Origin of the sequence: Aquipseudomonas guryensis (genome assembly GCF_014164785.1) — a bacterium.
GTDB classification, from domain to species: Bacteria; Pseudomonadota; Gammaproteobacteria; order Pseudomonadales; family Pseudomonadaceae; genus Aquipseudomonas; species Aquipseudomonas guryensis.
The window spans coordinates 594,826-613,213 of sequence record NZ_JACJFN010000002.1 but is presented as its reverse complement, the minus strand read 5'-3'; the positions used below and the strand labels follow the sequence as shown (position 1 = coordinate 613,213).

Below are 18,388 nucleotides of genomic sequence, written 5' to 3'. Positions count from 1 at the left end.
CCGAAACCACAGCGCGTTGTGGTAGCGTGCCAGCCGAATCACCCGCCCCGCGGGCCCCTTTCCCCTGTTGCATGGAGCGCCTCATGGCCATCACCAAAGACCAGCTGATTTCCGACCTCGCCGAAGCCATCGACCTGCAGAAGAGCGATGTCCGCGCCCTGCTCGAACAACTCGGGGAGATCGTTGCCGACGCCCTGGAGAACGACGGCGAAATCACTCTGCCAGGCATCGGCAAACTGAAAGTCAGCGAACGCCCTGCGCGTACCGGGCGCAACCCGCAAACTGGCAAGGCCATCGAAATCGCCGCCAAGAAGGTGGTCAAACTGGTACCGGCCAAGGCCCTGACCGACGCGCTCAACTAAATCGCCAGCCTGCCTGCGCGCCTGCATTGCTGTAGAACAGGTCAGGAAGTTGATCCAGGTTCAAGAACCATCAACGCGAGTTGCACCAAGGTCCAATGCTCCTTTAACGTCATCTGCACCTCGTCCAGCACGGCGAGGCCCCATGGATAGTTAAGAACAAGGAAATCACAGCATGTTGAAGAAGATTGTTACTGCCGCTGCACTCGCCACCCTGTTGAGCGGTTGCGCCACTGGCCTGTCGCCAGTCGGTGTTGGCCTGATCACTGACGTCAAAGGCCCGATCACCGCCACCACCGCTCAAGGCAGCAAGCAGGGTACTTCCTGCGCTACCACCATCATCGGTCTGATCAACAAGGGTGACGCCTCCATTGAAGCCGCCAAGGCCAATGGCAGCATCTCCAGCGTTGCCTCTGCCGACTACCACACCAAAGGTTTCTACCCGTTCTTCGGTAAGACCTGCGTGACCGTCACCGGTAGCTAAGCAGTACCGCGACCCCGGGCTTGCCCCGGGGTCGAACCGCGCAGTGCGTTAAGCGCCGAAGCCATTCAAGGCGGTCAGAAACTCCGCTTCATCCATCACCCGCACCCCCAGCTCACTGGCCTTGGCCAGCTTCGAGCCCGCGCCAGGTCCGGCAACCACGCAGGTGGTCTTGGCCGACACCGAACCTGCCACCTTGGCCCCCAGCGCCTCCAGCTTCTCCTTGGCAACGTCGCGGCTCATTACCTCCAGCGTGCCGGTCAGCACCCAGGTCTGCCCAGCCAGCGGCAAGCCCGCGACCTGCTTCTTCTCGCTGGCCCAGTGCATGCCGAACGCCAGCAACTGCTGCTCGATGGCGCGCGCCCTGGCGACGTTCTCGGCCACGGCAAAGAACTCGCGCAGCGACTGCTTGGCCTTCTCGTTGAGCCCCTTCATCACGCTCAGTTCCAGCCAGTCCTGACTGAGGGCGATCACGCCCTCCAGGCTGCCGCCTTTTTCCGCCAGGTTCTTCGCCCCGGTGGCGGCGATTCCGGCAATGTTCAGGCGATCGAGGAATTCGGCAAAGGTGGTGCAGGCGGCGAACTCGGCATGCAGCTCGCCCTCCTCCTGCAACTGCACACCGCGCTCCAGCAACTGGGCGATGACCGTCTGGTTGTGGCTGTCTTCGAAGAAGCTGTGAATTTCATGGGCCACTTCGCCACCGACATCCGGCAGCCAGGTCAGCACTTCGGGCAGCGCTACCTGGATGCGGGCGAGCGAACCCAGAGCCCGAGCCAGCAGCTTGGCCGTCTCTTCACCGACATCGGGAATGCCCAGGGCATAGATGAAACGCGCCAGGGTTGGGCGCTTGCTCTCGGCAATCGCCGCCAGCAGGTTGCGCGTGGACAGGTCGGCGAAACCTTCCAGCACCACCACTTGCTCGTAGGTCAGGGTGTAGAGATCGGCCGGTGAACTCACCAGACCGGTATCCACCAGTTGCTCGACGATCTTGTCGCCGAGCCCCTCGATATCCAGGGCACGGCGCGACACGTAATGGATGATCGCCTGCTTGAGCTGGGCGCCACAGGCCAGACGGCCGACGCAGCGGTATACCGAGCCTTCGCTGAAGGTTTCCTTGCCCTTGCTGCGCTTGACCAACTGGGTGCGTTCCACCGCCGAGCCGCACACCGGGCACTGCTCGGGTATATGCACCGGCCGGGCCTCAGCCGGGCGGCGTTCGAGCACCACCTGCATGACCTGCGGGATCACGTCACCGGCGCGGCGGATGATCACCGTATCGCCGATCATCAAGCCCAGGCGCGCCACTTCGTCCATGTTATGCAAGGTGGCGTTGGACACCATCACCCCGGCCACCTTGACCGATTTCAGCCGCGCCACCGGCGTGACCGCACCGGTGCGGCCAACCTGGAACTCGACGTCCAGCAGCTCGGTCAGTTCCTCACTCGCCGGAAACTTGTGGGCAATGGCCCAGCGCGGCTCGCGGGCACGGAAGCCCAGCTCACGCTGATAGGCAAGGTCGTTGACCTTGAATACCACGCCATCGATCTCATAGGCCAGACTGGCGCGGCGCTCACCGATATCGCGGTAATAGGCCAGACACTCATCGGCGCCCTTGGCCAGTTTCAGCTCACGGCTGATCGGCAGGCCCCAGACTTTCAGCTGCTGGAGAATGCCCACCTGGGTCGCCGGCAAATCGCCTTCGACCCGGCCGATGCCGTAGCAGCAGAACTCCAGCGGACGGCTGGCGGTAATCTTCGGGTCAAGCTGGCGCAGGCTGCCGGCTGCCGCGTTGCGCGGGTTGGCGAAAGTCTTGCCGCCACTCTCCAGCTGCCGTGCATTGAGCGCATCGAAGCCGGCCTTGGACATGAACACTTCGCCGCGCACTTCCAGCACGCTTGGCCAGCCTTCGCCATGCAGCTTGAGCGGAACGTTGCGGATGGTGCGCACATTGCTGCTGATGTCCTCGCCAGTGCTGCCGTCGCCACGGGTGGCGCCGCGCACCAGTAGGCCGTTCTCGTACAGCAGGCTGACGGCCAGGCCATCCAGCTTGGGCTCGCAGCAATACTCGACCTCCGCGCCACCACCAAACAGATCGCCGGCCGGCAGATCCAGGCCTTCGCGTACGCGGCGATCGAAATCGAGCAGGTCGCCTTCTTCGAAGGCGTTGCCCAGGCTGAGCATCGGCACTTCGTGTTTGACCTCGCCGAAGGCGCTGAGCGCCGCACCACCGACGCGCTGGGTCGGCGAGTCTGCCGTGACCAATTCGGGGTGCGCCGCCTCCAGCGCCTTCAGCTCGTTGAACAGGCGGTCGTACTCGGCATCCGGAATGCTCGGCTGGTCCAGCACGTAATAACGATGGTTGTGCAGATCCAGTTCGGCGCGCAGGGCGAGGATGCGGGCAGCAGTGGCGTCGGTCATTGCAGTGATCTCTCAAACGAAAAGAGCAGCCGGGGCTGCTCTTTCTGTGTAACGGCGGCGGTTAACGCTTGTGGGTCAGCTTCTTGCGCTCGAACTCGGCGATGCGCTGACGGTAATGCTCGATGGTCTGCGCGGTCATCACGCTGCGCTGGTCATCCTTCAGCTCGCCGTTCAGCTCATGGGACAGCTTGCGTGCGGCAGCCACCATGACGTCGAAGGCCTGTTTCGGATGACGCGGTCCCGGCAGGCCGAGGAAGAAGCTAACACCACGGGTGCTGAACAGCTCGATGTCGTCCAGGTCGAAGGTGCCCGGCTTGACCGCGTTAGCCATGGAGAACAGCACTTCGCCATTGCCGGCCATGCTTTCGTGGCGGTGGAAGATGTCCATCTCGCCGAAACGCAGGCCGCTTTCCAGGATGTTCTGAAGCAGCGCCGGGCCATTGAAGACTTCACCTTCACGGGCCACCACGTTGATCACCAGTACTTCCTCGACCGGCACAGCTTCCTTGGTCTGAGTCGGCTCAGATTCGGGACCATCATCGACCGGGTTGAGCAGCGTCGGCACCGGCTCTTCGGTGTCGAGGTTGAGGTCACCCTGCTGCGGCTCGATATTGCGCCGGCGATTCAGCTCGGTGGCGCTCATCGACGGCATGTCTTCTTCGGTCAGACCCGGTTCACGCTTGCGATCGAGGACACGCGGCGGGCTGAGCAGATCCGGATCGGCATCATCGTCCGGTAGATTGCTGAAACTGTGGTCGAGCTTGAACTTCAGTTTGCCCTTGCCGCCACGCATGCGGCGCCAGCCGTCGAAGAGAATGCCGGCAATGACGATGATGCCGATGACGATCAGCCATTCGCGCAGACCGATTTCCATGAAGTTTTCGAGCCCCTAAACCAGTAATTATGATGATGAAGAAAGGGCTTCCTGCCCTCTGAAAAACGCAGACAACTGTATGTTCTTACAGGTATTTTCTGCGCGTCACAAAATTGAGGCCTAAGCTAGCACGACGAACGGTAAATGTGCACCGTTGCCAGGCAATCTTGACCATATCGCCGCTAGGCCTCGACCAGCGACATTGCCTCCTCCACGTCCACTGCCACCAGGCGCGAGCATCCTGGCTCATGCATGGTAACCCCCATCAACTGATCGGCCATTTCCATGGCGATCTTGTTATGGGTGATATAGATGAACTGCACCGTGGCCGACATTTCCTTGACCAGGCGCGCATAGCGGCCAACGTTGGCGTCGTCCAGCGGCGCATCGACTTCGTCGAGCATGCAGAACGGCGCCGGATTGAGCTTGAAGATGGCAAACACCAGGGCCAACGCAGTCAGCGCCTTTTCCCCGCCGGAAAGCAGGTGGATGGTGCTGTTCTTCTTGCCCGGCGGCCGCGCCATGATCGCCACGCCGGTATCCAGTAAGTCTTCGCCGGTCAGCTCCAAATACGCGTGCCCCCCGCCGAACACCTTGGGGAACAGCGCCTGCAAGCCGGAGTTGATCTGGTCGAAGGTTTCCTTGAAACGGTTGCGGGTTTCCTTGTCGATCTTGCGGATAACGTTTTCCAGGGTATCCAGCGCCTCGACCAGGTCGGCGTTCTGCGCGTCCAGGTAGCGTTTGCGCTCGGATTGCTGCTGGTATTCGTCGATGGCCGCCAGGTTGATCGGCCCCAGGCGCTGGATCCGCGCAGCAAGGCGTTCCAGCTCCTCTTCCCAGGCCTTCTCGCTGGCCTCGCTCGGCAGGCTGGCGAGCACGCCGTGCAGGTCATAGCCGTCTTCCAGCAACTGATCGTGCAGCGCCTTGCGCCTTACGCTGAGCTCCTGCCACCCCATGCGCTGCTGCTCCAGCTGGCTGCGCAGCAACTGCGCCTGCTGCTCGGCCTGGGTGCGGCGCTTCTCGGCGTCGCGCAGTTCGCGATCCGCGTCCTCCAGGGCCAGGCGCGCCAGCTTGAGTTCGTCTTCCACGCCCATGCGCTTGTCGAGCAGCTCTTCCAGCTTGATACGCAGCTCTTCCAGCGGCGCCTCGCCCTCCTCCAGATTGAGGCTGAGCTGCTCGCGGCGCTCGATGGCGCGCTCGAATTGCAGTTCCAGGCGCTCCAGGGCCTGGCGGGTGGACTCGTGCTGGGCCTTGATCGAACCCAGGCGCACGGCCAGTTGGTGGGCATGATCCTTGTGCTGACGGGCCTCCTGACGCACCCGGTCGAGGCGCTCGCGCAACTGGTCACGCCTGGCCAGCAGCTGCTCGCGCTGCTCGGTGTCGACCGCCATGGCATCCAGAGCGTCCTGCAGGATCAGGCGTGACTCACCCAGCTGCTCCTGCTCCAGTTCGCGCTGCTCGGCGAGCTCCATCAGTTCAGCATCCAGACGGCGGCGGCGCAGGGTCAGCTGTTCGGCCTTGGCCTGACCGGCGGACAGCTGCGCCTTAAGCTCGCCCTGACGGCGGGCCTGCTCCTGCACCAGGCGGCGCTGCTGCTCGCGGGCCTCTTCCTGCTGACGCTGGCTGGCCTGCAGCTGCTGCAGGCGCTCTTCCAGATCGGCCAGCGCCGCTTCACGTTCTTCGCGTTCCAGCCCCAGGCGCTCCAGCTCCTGACCACGGGCTAGCACACCGCTTTCGGCGGCACTGGCACGGCGTACACGCAGGAAGTGCCGACCGACCCAGTAACCGTCACGGCTGATCAGGCTTTCGCCGTCACCCAGCTGACTGCGCCGCGCCAGGGCCTCATCAAGGGTCTCGACCGGGCGGACCTGACCCAGCCAGGGCGCCAGATCGAAGCCGGCCTCGACCTTGTCCAGCAGGCTGCCGGCCAGGCGCGCGCCGCCAGACTGCGGATTAACCAGGCGCAGTTCACCTTGGTCGAAGCCGGCCAGGTCGAGACCAGTGAAATCATCCAGCAGCACTGCCTGCAGGTCTGCACCGAGTACGGTTTCCACCGCCAGCTCCCAGCCGGCTTCCACTCGCAGGCCTTCGGCCAGGCGTGGGCGATTGTTCAGTTGCTGCTCGCGCAGCCATTCGGCGGCGCCCTTGCCGGGATTCAACGCGGCCTGTTGCAGGGCTTCCAGGGAGACGATGCGGCCATTCAGGCGCTGCAGTTCGCCCTGCGCTTGCTGCTGGGCCTGGCTGGCCTGTTGCAGCTCGCCGCGCAGTTGTTCGAGGCGTTCAACCAGAGAGTCTTCGGCAGCATGCAGCTCTTCCAGATTCAGCTCGCTGGCGGCCAGCTGCTCGGAGAGCTCGAGAATCGCCGCGTCTTCCGGATCGGCGGCCAGCTGCGCCAGTTCCTCGGCCAGCCGACGCTGACGTTCGCTCAGGCGCTCCAGGCTCTGTTCCAGCTGTTGCAGGCGCGACTGCTGCACTTCGGCCTGGCGCTGCGGCTCGGCACTGCGCTGGTTGAAGCCTTCCCACTGCTCCTGCCAGCCGTGCATGGCGCTTTCCGCCTCTTCCAGGCTGGCCGCGGACTCTTCGGCGGCGGCGGCGGTCAGCTCCTGCTCGGGCTCGAGCATCTCCAGCTCTTCACCCAGGGTGGCCAGCAGAGTGCGGTCGTGGCCGAGGTGCGATTCGGTTTCCAGACGCGCGCGCTCGGCCTCGTTGAGGTCATCCTGCAATTGGCGCAGGCGCTGCTGGCCATGCTGGATGCTCTGCTCGACGCGGGCGATATCGCCACCCACCGAGTAGAAGCGCCCCTGCACCTGGTTGAAGCGCTCGGACAACTCGTGGTGGCCGTCACGCAGGCGCTCGATGCTGGCGTCGGCATTGCGCTGCTCGGCGACCAGCGCTTCGAACGCCACTTCCTGGTCGCCGATCACCCGCTCGCGGTTGCCGACCTGCTCATTCAGCGCCTGCCAGCGCAGGGCCGACAGCTGGGCCTTGAGCTGACGCTCCTCGGCCTTGTATTCCTGGTATTTCTCGGCGGCCTGGGCCTGGCGGTGCAGGCGTTCCAGCTGGCGTTCCAGCTCTTCGCGCAGGTCGGTCAGGCGCGCCAGGTTCTCGTGGGTGCGGCGGATACGACTCTCGGTCTCGCGGCGGCGCTCCTTGTACTTGGAGATGCCGGCAGCTTCCTCGATGAAGTTACGCAGGTCCTCGGGCTTGGCCTCGATCAGCTTGGAAATCATGCCCTGCTCGATGATCGAGTAGCTGCGCGGGCCCAGGCCGGTGCCGAGGAAGATATCGGTGATATCGCGACGGCGGCACTTCACGCCGTTGAGGAAGTAGGTGTTCTGCGCGTCGCGGGTCACCCGGCGACGGATGGAAATCTCAGCCCAGGCCGCGTACTCGCCGCCCAGGCCACCATCGGAGTTGTCGAAGATCAGCTCGATGCTGGCCTGGCTCACCGGCTTGCGCGTGTTGGAGCCGTTGAAGATGACGTCGGTCATCGACTCGCCGCGGAGGTTCTTCGCCGAACTCTCGCCCATCACCCAGCGGACGGCGTCGATAATATTGGACTTGCCGCAACCGTTGGGCCCGACCACCGCCGCCATGTTGCTCGGGAAAGTCACCGTGGTCGGGTCGACGAAGGACTTGAAGCCGGCCAGTTTGATGCACTTCAGGCGCATGCCATGACCTCCCCCGGGGCAAAACCGGGAGACTGCAGAGCGAGGCTGTCCGCTGCCGTGAAGGTCATGTTTTTCCTTGGATTTCGGGGGTTGCGCGCAAGATCGGCGGAGTTTACCACAGGGTTTTTGCCGGCCAAGACTGCCGTTTGCCGGCAGTGCCGCACGCTGCCTGCCTTCCCATCAGCTCGCCGCGCTGACTACCCGACAACTGGCACCCTCAATAGTGCGAATCGTGCTGTTTTTTCTGCGACTTACCGCCCTTGTTCGAGCTTTTGCCCTGACCCTGACCTTGCGTCGACTGGCCATGCTCGTAGTTCTGCGAGCTGGACTTGCTCCCACCGCCCTGCTGGGAACGGTATTGTCCCTGCCCTTGCTGCCCCTGCTGATCGCCCCACTTATCCCGCTCATGCCCAGAGCCATGGCCGCCCTGATTGGCAGAATACGGATGCTCCCGGCTCAGGCCAGGCGGTATGCCCTGGTAGCCATGCGGCTTCCAGGGACCCCGATAATCATCGCCCGAATACCAGCCGTGGTCGTCCCAGCGATAGTAGATACGGTCGCGGAAATACAGACGCGGATAACCGATGCTGACATAGACATCCAGGTCGTCATCCCAGCGCCAATCCCCATAGGGCGGTGGCGTATGCCGAGGATGCCCGCCATAGCCGCCATAACCCGGATACACCGTGCAAGCCGACAATGGCAGAAGCAGGGCTAGCAAAAGCAAGATGCGCCGATTCATGACGGTAACCTCGGGCCAGGGACAACACTCAATTTGGACAGTTTAGTCCGCCCCAGGTTGCACGCCGGCTAGCGGTCAGGGCCTAGCGTAGCGCTGGCCCAGACCTGCCGGCACACTGCTGGCATCGGTCGGCTGCCACGGACCGTGCGGATTGCTCGCCCAATTCCAGCCATCGGCCCAGCGATAGTAGGTGCGCTCGCGGTAATAGAGATCGCGACTGCCCTTGAGCACGTACACGCCCAGCGCACCATCCCAGTAGCTGCTGCCACCCGGCGGCGGAGCGAAACGGGGATGGTTCTGCGCCTGTTGCGGGACGTTCGTGGGCACAGACGGCGCGATGCCGCCCAGACTGCAACCGCCGAGCAGAAGCAGCAACGCCAACGGCAAATGGCGCCCCAGACGGCTCATTTGCGCTGGTCCGCGCTGTCGATCAACAACTGCTGAGGATCGCGACTGCTACTGGCAATCGGCTGACTGTTGCCGATCCACTCGCCGGCAGTGGCATTGCCAGCCCGCGAAATCCGCGCCACCAGCTGTACTTGCGCGAAACTGGAAATCTTCAGTTGCTCCATCATCGCATCGCGGTCGCTCAGCTCGACGTCCGCCGGCAGCTCGGCCACCGTCAGGCGTTTGACCGCCAGCGGCATCGGCGGGCCGGACACCGCACGGGCAAAGACAAACACCGTGTCACCCGGCTGCACCTTGGCCTGCAGTGCAGGGGCCAGTTCGACGCGCACCTTGAGCAGCGGCATCGACTTGGTCAGCGTATCAGTATCGCCAGCCGGCGCAGGCTGACCCGCCGCTTGTAAGCGCTCGCGGGCCCGCTCGATACCGCCTTGAATCGACTGGCGGGACGGATCCTCCGCTGGCATCAGCGCCACCAGGCGCTGCCAATAGTCGATGGCTTCGGCGAAACGCTCATCCTCGAACGCGGCAATCCCCAGCAGGCCAAGACTGGTCGCTTCCTGTGGATCAGCTTTTAGCGCTTCGTCGGTCAGCGCCTGGATCTGTTCCGACCACTGTTTCTGATTGGCGAAGTACAGGGCCTGGGCCCACTGCCCGAGCAGCTCCGGCGCCCGCCCAGCAATGCCGACCGCCTGTTCATAGGCAGCAGCGGCCTCGCCGGCACGCTCCTGGGCCATGTAGATGCGACCGAGGAAGTACCAGGATTCAGCCGACTTGGGATCGTCCTGCACCGCCCGCTCCAGCTTGGCGGTCATCTCGCCGATGCCCGGCAGGCTTGGACTTTCCAGCTCGGCCAGCTGCTGGCTGGCGCCCCAGTGCATATACAGGCCCAAGCCGGCGAAGGGCACCAACAGTGCGGCAATCAGCGGCAGCGCCTTGCCCAGACGGGAGACACGCTCGCCAGTCGTGCCTTCGGTATCGGCCAGCAACTCGCGGGCGGCCTCGGCCTGCCCCGCCTGCAACTGCTCGGCAGTCAGCACACCAGCAGCCTGCTGGCCTTGCAGCTCAGCCAGGCGTTCCTGATAGAGAGCAACGTTCAGCGCGGTACGGTCTTCTTCGGCCTGCGCCTTGCGCCCACGCAGTACGGGAATCAGCAGAAAAGCCAGGGCGACCAGCAACAGCAGGCCGGCAGCGAGCCAGAATTCGATCATTTGGGGTCCTGGGAGTTTTGCTTGAGCAGCGCATCGAGGCGCTGGTTTTCACTGGTCGACAAGGCAACCTGTGCCGGATTGTTCTCCACCTTGCGCCGGCGCAGCACCAACACGCCGAGCCCAAAGACGCCCAAGCCGAGCAGTGCGAACGGGCCGTACCAGAGCAGGTAGGTGCGGGTATCTACCGGTGGTTTGTAGAGCACGAAGTCGCCGTAGCGCAGCACCAGGAAGTCGACGATCTCGGCGTTGCTCTTGCCCTCCTCCAGCATGCGGAAGATTTCCCGGCGCAGGTCGGTGGCAATCGGCGCATTGGAGTCGGCGATGTTCTGGTTCTGGCACTTGGGGCAACGCAGCTCCGCGGTGAGCGTACGGAAACGCTCGCGCTCGGCTTCGTCCTTGAACTGGTAGGTGTCGATGGCAGCCCAGCTCATGCCAACCAGACTCAAGCCGAGCAGACAGGCGATCAGCAGACGCTTCACGGCTTCTCCTCCAGCAGGGCCTGGTAGCGCGGCGCCAGCTCCTCGCGCCAGACTTTCTCATCGATAGCGCCGACGTACTTGTGGCGGATGATGCCCTGGGCGTCGATCAGGAAGGTTTCCGGCGCGCCATAGACACCCAGGTTGATGCCCAGCGAGCCCTGCGGGTCGGCTATGTTGACCTGATAGGGATCGAGGTAGTCCTTGAGCCACTGGCGTGCGGCCGCGCCGTCATCCTTGTAGTTGACCCCGTGGATCACCACACCGGCCTCGGCCAGGCGATTGAGCATCTGGTGCTCGGCCTTGCAGGTCGGGCACCAGGTAGCCCAGACATTGACCAGCGCTGGCCCCTTGAGGTCCTTCTCGGTGATCAGGCGCTGCTCGTTCTTCAGGTCCGGCAGGCTGAAGGCCGGCAGCGGTTTGTCGATGAGCGCCGAAGGCAGCTCCTGTGGATTGAGGAACAGGCCACGGTAGAGAAAGACCGAAACGCCGAGGAACAACACCAGCGGTAACAGCAGGATCAGCCGTTTCATGCTGCCACCCCATTCAAGCCGAGGGCATCGCGCACGCGGGTTTTGACCTTGACCCGGTAGCGCTTGTCGAAAGCGGCCAGCAGACCGCCCAGGCCCATCATCAGGCCGCCGAACCAGATCCAGCGCACGTAGGGTTTGATGTGCACGCGCACCGCCCAGGCGCCGTCTTCCAGCGGCTCACCGAGCGCCACGTAGAGGTCGCGGGTGAAACCGGCGTCGATACCGGCCTCAGTCATCGGCATGTTCTGCACGGTGTACAGGCGCTTTTCCGGATGCAGCAGCGCAACTTCCTCGCCGTCTTCAAGCACACGGATGGTGCCCTTGTCCGAAGTGAAGTTGGGGCCTTCGAAGTGTTCAGCGCCCTCGAAGACGAAACGGTAGCCACCCAGTTCCAGCGACTCGCCAGGGGCCAGGCGCAGGTCGCGCTCGGCGCTGCCCTGACTGACCAGCACCACGCCGATGGCGCACACGGCGATACCCAGATGCGCGAGCTGCATGCCCCAATAACTGCTGTTGAGACTCAGGATGCCCTTGAGCAGGCCCTTGTGCCGGGTCTTGTCGAACAGGTCGCGCACGCCGGCCAGCAGCACCCAGGCCGCCAGCAGGAACACCGCCAGCACAGCCCAGCTGAAGTCACCGAACAGCCAGGTAGCCAAGCCACCCAGCGCGGCGCTGCCGAGCAGTACCGGCGCGAGCATGCCGAGCAGCCAGCGTACCGGTGTGTCCTTCCAGCGCACCAGCACGCCGATCGCCATCACCAGCATCAGCAGGGCCATCAGCGGCACGAACAGCGCGTTGAAGTAAGGCGGACCGACCGACAGCTTGGCGCCGCTCAGCGCATCCAGCACCAACGGGTAGAGCGTGCCGAGCAGGATCATCGAGGCCGCCACCACCAGCACCAGGTTATTGGCCAGCAGCAGGGTCTCGCGCGACCACAAAGCGAAGCCGACCTGACTCTTGACCACCGGTGCACGCACGGCGAACAGCGCCAGCGAACCGCCGACCACCAGTAGCAGGAACGCCAGGATGAACACGCCGCGCTCCGGATCGGTGGCAAAGGCGTGTACCGAGGTCAGCACCCCGGAACGTACGAGGAAGGTGCCAAGCAGGCTCAGGGAGAACGCGGCGATGGCCAGCAGCACGGTCCAGCTCTTAAACACGCCTCGCTTCTCGGTCACGGCGAGGGAGTGGATCAACGCCGTGCCGACCAGCCAGGGCATGAAGGAGGCATTCTCTACCGGGTCCCAGAACCACCAGCCACCCCAGCCGAGTTCGTAATAGGCCCACCAGGAACCCAGGGCGATACCGATGCCGAGGAAGGCCCAGGCAACGATGGTCCATGGCCGCGACCAGCGCGCCCAGGCGGCATCCAGCTTGCCGCCGAGCAGCGCGGCGATGGCGAAGGCGAAGGCCACGGAGAAGCCGACATAACCCATGTACAGCATCGGCGGATGGACGATCAGGCCGATATCCTGCAGCAGCGGATTGAGGTCGCGGCCGTCCTGCGGCATGTCCGGCAGCAGGCGTTCGAAGGGGTTGGAGGTGACGATCAGGAACAGCAAAAAGCCGATGCTGATCATGCCCATCACCGCCAGCACGCGGGCCAGCATCACTTCCGGCAACTGCCGGGAGAAGATCGACACGGCAAAGGTCCAGCCCGCCAGGATCAGCGCCCACAGCAGTAGCGAACCTTCGTGGGCGCCCCACACGGCACTGAACTTGTAGTACCAGGGCAAGGCACTGTTGGAGTTGCTGGCCACGTAGGCGACGGAGAAATCGTCGACCATGAACGACCAGGTCAAACAGGCAAATGAAAACAGCAGAAAGGCGAACTGGCCCCAGGCTGCCGGCTGCGCCAGGCTCATCCACTGGCGATCACCGCGCCAGGCGCCGATCAGCGGCAAGCTGGCCTGCACCAGGGTCAGGCACAGGGCGAGGATCAGCGCCAGGTGGCCCAGCTCGGGCACCATCAGATTCAGGTTCATGCTCAACCCTCGCTCTTGCCAGGCTGCAGCTGACCGCTTTCCTGCAGCGCCTTGGTCACTTCCGGCGGCATGTAGTTCTCGTCGTGCTTGGCCAGTACTTCATCGGCCACCAGCACCCCATCGGCATTCAGCTTGCCCAGGGCGACAATGCCCTGCCCTTCGCGGAACAGATCCGGAAGGATGCCGCGATAACGGATGGTGACGTTCTTGGCGAAGTCGGTGACCACGAACTCCACGTCCAGCGAATCGCCGCTGCGTTTCAATGAGCCTTCGGCGACCATGCCGCCGGCGCGGATACGGGTATCGACCGGCGCTTCGCCATTGGCGATCTGAGTCGGCGTGTAGAACAGGTTGATGTTCTGGCTCAGCGCCATCAGGGCGAGCGCCACAGCGATGCCGGCGCCGATCAGGATGGCGAGGACGATGTACAGGCGTTTCTTGCGGACCGCGTTCACTGTTGTTTCTCCCGGCGCAAACGGCGCGCCTCGTCTTGCAGGTAACGACGCCGCGCCAGGATCGGCAGGGCGACGTTGAGAGCCAGTACGGCCAGGCTGATGGCATAGGCCGACCAGACATACGGTCCGTGGGTACCCATGGCAAGGAACTCACCGAAGGACGAAAAACTCATGCCTTACCCCCGACCAGCCGTGCTACTTCGGCCTGAGCCCAGCTGCTGCGGGCTTCGCGACGCAGCACTTCCAGGCGCATGCGCATAAACAGCACCGCACCCAGGAAGCAATAAAAACCCAGTACCGAGATCAGCAGCGGCAACCACATCTCCGCACTCATGCTGGCCTTGCCCGTGACCTTGAAGGTGGCCGGCTGGTGCAGGGTGTTCCACCACTCCACCGACTTCTGGATGATCGGGATGTTCACTGCACCAACCAGGGCTAGCACGGCACAGGCCTTGGCCGCGCTGTCGCGGTTGCTGATGGCATTGCCGAGGGCGATCACGCCAAAATAGAGGAACAGCAGGATCAGCATCGAAGTCAGCCGTGCATCCCACACCCAGTAGGTGCCCCAGGTCGGCTTACCCCAGATGGCACCAGTAACCAGCGCGATGAAGCACAGCCAGGCACCGATCGGTGCGGCCTGCTGCAGGGCGACATCCGCCAGTTTCATCTTCCAGATCAGCCCGACCGCACCCGCCACCGCCATCAGCAGATAACAGGACTGGGCGAGAAAAGCGGCCGGCACGTGGATATAAATGATCCGGTAGCTATTGCCCTGGTACTTCTCCGGCGGCGCGAAGGCCAGCCCCCAGACCAGGCCAACCACCAGCAGCACCACAGCGGCAGCAGCCAGCCAGGGCAGCCAGCGCCCGCTCATCTCGTAGAACCACTTGGGTGAGCCCCACTTGTGAAACCAGGTCCAGTTCATCTTCACGGTAACTCTGTAGTTATTCGCCAACGCTGATCTTCAAGCCAGCGGCAATTGCAAAGGGTGTCAGGGTGACTGCCAGGGCAGTCAGGCTGGCCAGCCACAACAGGTGACCGGCTGCCGGCAATCCTTGCAGGGCCGCCTGCAACGCCCCACTGCCAAGAATCAGCACCGGGATGTACAGCGGCAGAATCAGCAGCGCCAACAGCAGGCCGCCACGCTTGAGGCCGACAGTCAGCGCCGCACCCACCGCGCCAAGCAGGCTGAGCACCGGAGTGCCCAGCAGCAGAGACAACAGCAACACCGACAGGCAGCGCGTAGGCAAGCCCAGCATCAGTGCCAGCAACGGCGACAGGATGACCAGAGCTAACCCAGAGAAAGCCCAGTGTGCCAGCACCTTGGCCAACACCAGAAGAGGCAGGGGGTGCGACGAAAGGACCCACTGCTCCAACGAGCCATCCTCGAAATCACTGCGGAAAAGCCCGTCTAGCGAGAGCAACACGGCCAATAGCGCAGCCACCCAGACCAGGCCCGGCGAAAGGCTTTGCAACAATTGACTCTCAGGACCGACAGCCAAGGGAAAGAGCGCAATGACGATGGCGAAAAACACCAAAGGATTAGCCAGTTCCGCCGGACGGCGAAACAGCAGGCGTGCCTCGCGGGCAACCAATTGCAGGAAAACACTGCTCATGCTGCTGGCCTGCCGAGCTCAAGCTCGCGGTAGCCGGAGGGCTTTTCGCTGAGCGTGTGGTGAGTGGTCAGCACGACGATGCCGCCCTGCTCGCAGTGCCGGGCCAGATGGTTCTCCAGCTGGGCCACCCCCTGTTTGTCGAGGGCAGTGAAGGGTTCATCGAGAATCCACAGCGGCGGTGCATCGAGGTACAGACGGGCAAGTGCCACGCGGCGCTGCTGCCCGGCGGACAGGGTGTGACAGGGCACATCCTCGAAGCCGCGCAGGCCGACGGCGGCCAGCGCCTGCCAGATCGCCTCGCGCTCGGCCGGGCAATGCAGTGCGCACAGCCAGGCGAGGTTTTCTTCGGCAGTCAGCAGGCCCTTGATCCCCGCGGCGTGGCCGATCCATACCAGACTGCGGCCGAGCTCGCCATGCTGTTTGGCCAAGGACTTGCCATTGAGCAGCACCACCCCCGCCGTGGGCTGCATCAAACCCGCCAACAGGCGCAGCAGGCTGGTCTTGCCACTGCCATTGGGCCCACTGACCTGCAGCAGGGTGCCGCCGGACAGGTGCAGGTCCAGCCCCTCGAAGAGCAGGCGCCAATCCCGCTCGCAGGCAAGGGCTTGGGCTTCTAGATGCAGGCTGGTCAAGGCATGGCTACCCATCAGGGGTTCAAGTCGGCAATATTCAGGCCGCTATACTGACGCAAGTTGACTGCACAGCCGGCCCGAACGGGGCGGCATTATACATGCCGGGCTCCGCCCTCGAAGCCGGCTTTTTCGACAGGGTGTAACCCGGCAATGGCAGAAATCACCAGCCCTCGCCCACTTCCGCCAACACCGCCGCCAACGCGCCCGGCGCAGCCTGCTGCCGACCTGGCCGTCAAGTTGCTGCAGCCACTGGAAGGCCTGCTCGCGACTGGGCAGACGGCCAAGGCAGAGGTGGTGGCGCTCAAGGAAGTCGCGCAAAGCTTTCAACTGCTGCTCAAGCTGACCCTGGACAACGGCAAACAGACCACGGTGGAAGCCAGCAGCTCGCGCCCCTTGAACCAGGGCACGGCGCTGGCAGTAACCGCGCTGTCGGACACTCGCCTGCTGCTGGCCTTGCAAACCGGCAACAGCAAGGTGCTGACGAGTCTGGACCTGCAGCAACTGCCAATCGGTACCCTCCTGCAAGGCAAGGTCGAGGCTCGCGAACAGCTGGTACAGGTCAAGACCCAAGAGGCCGTCTACAAAGTGCTGGTCAGCTTGCTCAACACCCCGCTGGCCGGCAGCAAACTCAGTGTGGAAACCCCTCTGCCCCTGCCCATTGGCAGCCTGCTGACGGCCCAGGTACAGGGCAGCCAGGCACTTAACTTCCTGCCTCTGAGCGGTCGCCTCGATCAGTTGGTGCTGGGTCAACAACTGGCCACCCAGCAGGGTCGCCAAGGCTCACTGGAAGGGTTGTTGAAAAACCTGCAGGGCCTGAGCCAGCAAAACGCTCTGCCGGAAAACCTGCGCGCCAGTGTCGACAAGCTGCTCGGCCTGCTACCGGAAGCCGGCCAGCTGAGTACTCCCAAGGGCCTCGCCCAGGCCCTGGAAAACAGCGGCCTATTCCTCGAAGCAAAACTGCTGGGCGGCCAGACCAGCAACCTGCCACAGGATCTCAAGGCCAACCTGCTGCGCCTGGTCGCGCAACTGCTACCCAATCTACCGACCGCACCAGCACTGCCAGGCACTCTCGGCGCCGTCAGCACCGCTACTGCATTGGCTCAGGCACTGCCGGCCCTGGTGCGCAACGCCCTGGGCAGTCTCGGCCAGGCCAATCTGCGCCAGCAAGGGCTGAGTTTCCCCCTGCCCTCGCGCCTGCTGCAATCGATGGAGGGCGAGGCCGATCTGGAAGCCCTGCTGAAGCTGGCCGCCGCCGCCGTATCCCGCCTGCAGACCCATCAGCTGTCGAGCCTGGCGCAGAGCCAGGTAACGGCCGAAGGCAACCTGCTGACGACCTGGCAGCTGGAGCTGCCGATGCGCAATCACCAGGACATCGTGCCGCTGCAGATCAAGCTGCAGCGTGAAGAGCAGAACAACGCCAGCAAGAAGGAGCAGAAGGAGGTGCTGTGGCGGGTCGAGCTGGCCTTCGATCTGGAGCCGCTGGGGCCGCTGCAGGTCCAGGCGCAGTTGATCCGCGGCAGCCTGTCGAGTCAGCTATGGGCCGAACGCTCGAACACCGCCGAACTGATCGACCACGAACTGGGCCATCTGCGCGAGCGCCTGCTCGCTGCGGGGCTGGAGGTCGGCGAGCTGGCCTGTCGCCAGGGCATGCCACCGCAAGGGCCCAAAACCCATGTGGAACAACGCTGGGTAGATGAAACCGCATGAAGCAGAAAGCACCGCGCCAGGCCATCGCCCTGTCCTATGACGGCAGCAGCGCGCCCAGCCTGACCGCCAAAGGCGACGACGAGCTGGCCGAAGCCATCCTGGCCATCGCCCGCGAATACGAAGTGCCGATCTACGAGAATGCCGAACTGGTGCGTCTGCTGGCGCGCATGGAGCTGGGCGACGCGATTCCCGAACCACTCTATCGCAGCATCGCCGAGATCATCGCCTTCGCCTGGTACCTGAAGGGCAAGTGCCCGCCCGGATTTGACGAGGAGCGCGACGTCACCCCGCCACTACCGCTGCTCAGCGCCCCTCAAGAATAAGCGCGAGCATCTCGTTCTCGCTGCCCTTGCCCAGCGGGAAGTCCAGCAGCTGCCAGGCGAAATAGCCGGAGCGGAAGTAATACACCTGCTGGAAGCCCCAACCCACGGCACGCTGGGCCGCTTGCGCGCTGTGCGGGCAGACCTCGCTGTCGCAATACAGCACGATCGGCATGCTGCGCGGCCAGGCTGGCTCGGCTAGATCGGCGAAACGGCCATGCAGGTCCAGATGCAAGGCGCCGTGCACATGCCCCCACGCCCACTCGCGCGCAGGTCGCACATCGATGAACAGCACACCGAACTCATAGAGCTGGCGAGCCTGGATGGCATTCACCGTGGTCGCGCCCTTGACCTCCAGCGGCGCTTCGGCGGCTTCCACGCGCCAGACCAGCAACAGGCATAACAACAGCAGACTGCAACGCATGGCAGACCTCCATGGGAAGGCAAGACCCTGAGTTTCAGCTTAGGTGGGCGGTCATCGGCAGCTTGGAACCATTCGCGCA

General features: G+C 63.8%; 19 protein-coding genes. 4 read left to right on the top strand and 15 right to left on the bottom strand.

Features of this window, described 5'->3' with window-relative positions; all coding sequences use genetic code 11:
- Window positions 1–83 precede the first annotated feature (83 nt).
- On the top strand, window positions 84–362 hold the full coding sequence (locus tag H3H45_RS10605) for an HU family DNA-binding protein (RefSeq protein ID WP_182833688.1): 279 nt from the start codon (window positions 84–86) through the stop codon (window positions 360–362).
- 172 nt (window positions 363–534) lie between these two features.
- A complete protein-coding gene (locus H3H45_RS10600; RefSeq protein WP_182833687.1) occupies window positions 535–843 on the top strand; it encodes a TRL-like family protein in 309 nt (102 codons plus the stop codon).
- A 48-nt stretch (window positions 844–891) separates the two neighbouring features.
- On the opposite strand, the gene ligA is transcribed toward H3H45_RS10600, so the two are convergent.
- The 14 genes from ligA to ccmA form a co-directional block, all read right to left on the bottom strand.
- On the bottom strand, window positions 892–3,258 hold the full coding sequence (gene ligA, locus H3H45_RS10595; RefSeq protein ID WP_182833686.1) for an NAD-dependent DNA ligase LigA: 2,367 nt from the start codon (window positions 3,256–3,258) through the stop codon (window positions 892–894).
- A gap of 61 nt (window positions 3,259–3,319) precedes the next feature.
- Complete coding sequence (gene zipA / locus H3H45_RS10590) at window positions 3,320–4,132, bottom strand: cell division protein ZipA (RefSeq protein ID WP_182833685.1); 813 nt, start codon at window positions 4,130–4,132, stop codon at window positions 3,320–3,322.
- Between the two features lie 182 nt (window positions 4,133–4,314).
- On the bottom strand, window positions 4,315–7,803 hold the full coding sequence (smc, locus tag H3H45_RS10585) for a chromosome segregation protein SMC (RefSeq protein ID WP_182833684.1): 3,489 nt from the start codon (window positions 7,801–7,803) through the stop codon (window positions 4,315–4,317).
- A gap of 217 nt (window positions 7,804–8,020) precedes the next feature.
- Window positions 8,021–8,545 (bottom strand): hypothetical protein, encoded by a 525-nt coding sequence (locus H3H45_RS10580; protein WP_182833683.1) that lies wholly within the window; start codon window positions 8,543–8,545, stop codon window positions 8,021–8,023.
- Between the two features lie 75 nt (window positions 8,546–8,620).
- The gene (locus H3H45_RS10575) at window positions 8,621–8,953 is read right to left on the bottom strand and encodes a hypothetical protein (RefSeq protein ID WP_182833682.1); all 333 of its coding nucleotides are present in this window, start codon (window positions 8,951–8,953) and stop codon (window positions 8,621–8,623) included.
- Window positions 8,950–10,161 carry a c-type cytochrome biogenesis protein CcmI gene (gene ccmI / locus H3H45_RS10570; RefSeq protein WP_182833681.1) on the bottom strand — a complete coding sequence of 404 codons (1,212 nt, stop codon included), beginning with the start codon at window positions 10,159–10,161 and terminating at the stop codon, window positions 8,950–8,952. Before ccmI ends, H3H45_RS10575 begins: the two co-directional genes overlap by 4 nt.
- Entirely contained in the window at window positions 10,158–10,640 is a 483-nt protein-coding gene (locus H3H45_RS10565; RefSeq protein WP_182833680.1) for a cytochrome c-type biogenesis protein, read from the bottom strand. Before H3H45_RS10565 ends, ccmI begins: the two co-directional genes overlap by 4 nt.
- Window positions 10,637–11,170: a DsbE family thiol:disulfide interchange protein gene (locus H3H45_RS10560; protein ID WP_182833679.1), complete on the bottom strand. Its 534-nt coding sequence runs from the start codon at window positions 11,168–11,170 to the stop codon at window positions 10,637–10,639. The genes H3H45_RS10565 and H3H45_RS10560 overlap by 4 nt, the downstream gene beginning before the upstream one ends.
- On the bottom strand, window positions 11,167–13,140 hold the full coding sequence (locus tag H3H45_RS10555; RefSeq protein ID WP_182833906.1) for a heme lyase CcmF/NrfE family subunit: 1,974 nt from the start codon (window positions 13,138–13,140) through the stop codon (window positions 11,167–11,169). Before H3H45_RS10555 ends, H3H45_RS10560 begins: the two co-directional genes overlap by 4 nt.
- A gap of 17 nt (window positions 13,141–13,157) precedes the next feature.
- Complete coding sequence (ccmE, locus tag H3H45_RS10550; protein ID WP_182833678.1) at window positions 13,158–13,610, bottom strand: cytochrome c maturation protein CcmE; 453 nt, start codon at window positions 13,608–13,610, stop codon at window positions 13,158–13,160.
- A complete protein-coding gene (ccmD, locus tag H3H45_RS10545) occupies window positions 13,607–13,783 on the bottom strand; it encodes a heme exporter protein CcmD (protein ID WP_182833677.1) in 177 nt (58 codons plus the stop codon). The genes ccmE and ccmD overlap by 4 nt, the downstream gene beginning before the upstream one ends.
- Window positions 13,780–14,535 (bottom strand): heme ABC transporter permease, encoded by a 756-nt coding sequence (locus tag H3H45_RS10540; protein WP_182833905.1) that lies wholly within the window; start codon window positions 14,533–14,535, stop codon window positions 13,780–13,782. The genes ccmD and H3H45_RS10540 overlap by 4 nt, the downstream gene beginning before the upstream one ends.
- A 19-nt stretch (window positions 14,536–14,554) precedes the next feature.
- Complete coding sequence (gene ccmB, locus H3H45_RS10535) at window positions 14,555–15,226, bottom strand: heme exporter protein CcmB (RefSeq protein WP_182833676.1); 672 nt, start codon at window positions 15,224–15,226, stop codon at window positions 14,555–14,557.
- A complete protein-coding gene (gene ccmA, locus H3H45_RS10530; RefSeq protein ID WP_407926694.1) occupies window positions 15,223–15,858 on the bottom strand; it encodes a cytochrome c biogenesis heme-transporting ATPase CcmA in 636 nt (211 codons plus the stop codon). Before ccmA ends, ccmB begins: the two co-directional genes overlap by 4 nt.
- A 150-nt stretch (window positions 15,859–16,008) precedes the next feature.
- On the opposite strand from ccmA, the gene fliK reads away from it, so the two are divergent.
- Window positions 16,009–17,565: a flagellar hook-length control protein FliK gene (gene fliK, locus H3H45_RS10525; protein ID WP_182833674.1), complete on the top strand. Its 1,557-nt coding sequence runs from the start codon at window positions 16,009–16,011 to the stop codon at window positions 17,563–17,565.
- The gene (locus H3H45_RS10520) at window positions 17,562–17,888 is read left to right on the top strand and encodes an EscU/YscU/HrcU family type III secretion system export apparatus switch protein (RefSeq protein WP_173206009.1); all 327 of its coding nucleotides are present in this window, start codon (window positions 17,562–17,564) and stop codon (window positions 17,886–17,888) included. Before fliK ends, H3H45_RS10520 begins: the two co-directional genes overlap by 4 nt.
- Here the strand turns inward: H3H45_RS10520 and H3H45_RS10515 are convergent.
- Window positions 17,869–18,309, bottom strand: a complete 441-nt coding sequence (locus H3H45_RS10515) for a rhodanese-like domain-containing protein (RefSeq protein ID WP_182833673.1) — start codon at window positions 18,307–18,309, stop codon at window positions 17,869–17,871. The genes H3H45_RS10520 and H3H45_RS10515 overlap by 20 nt on opposite strands.
- Window positions 18,310–18,388: the final 79 nt, after the last annotated feature.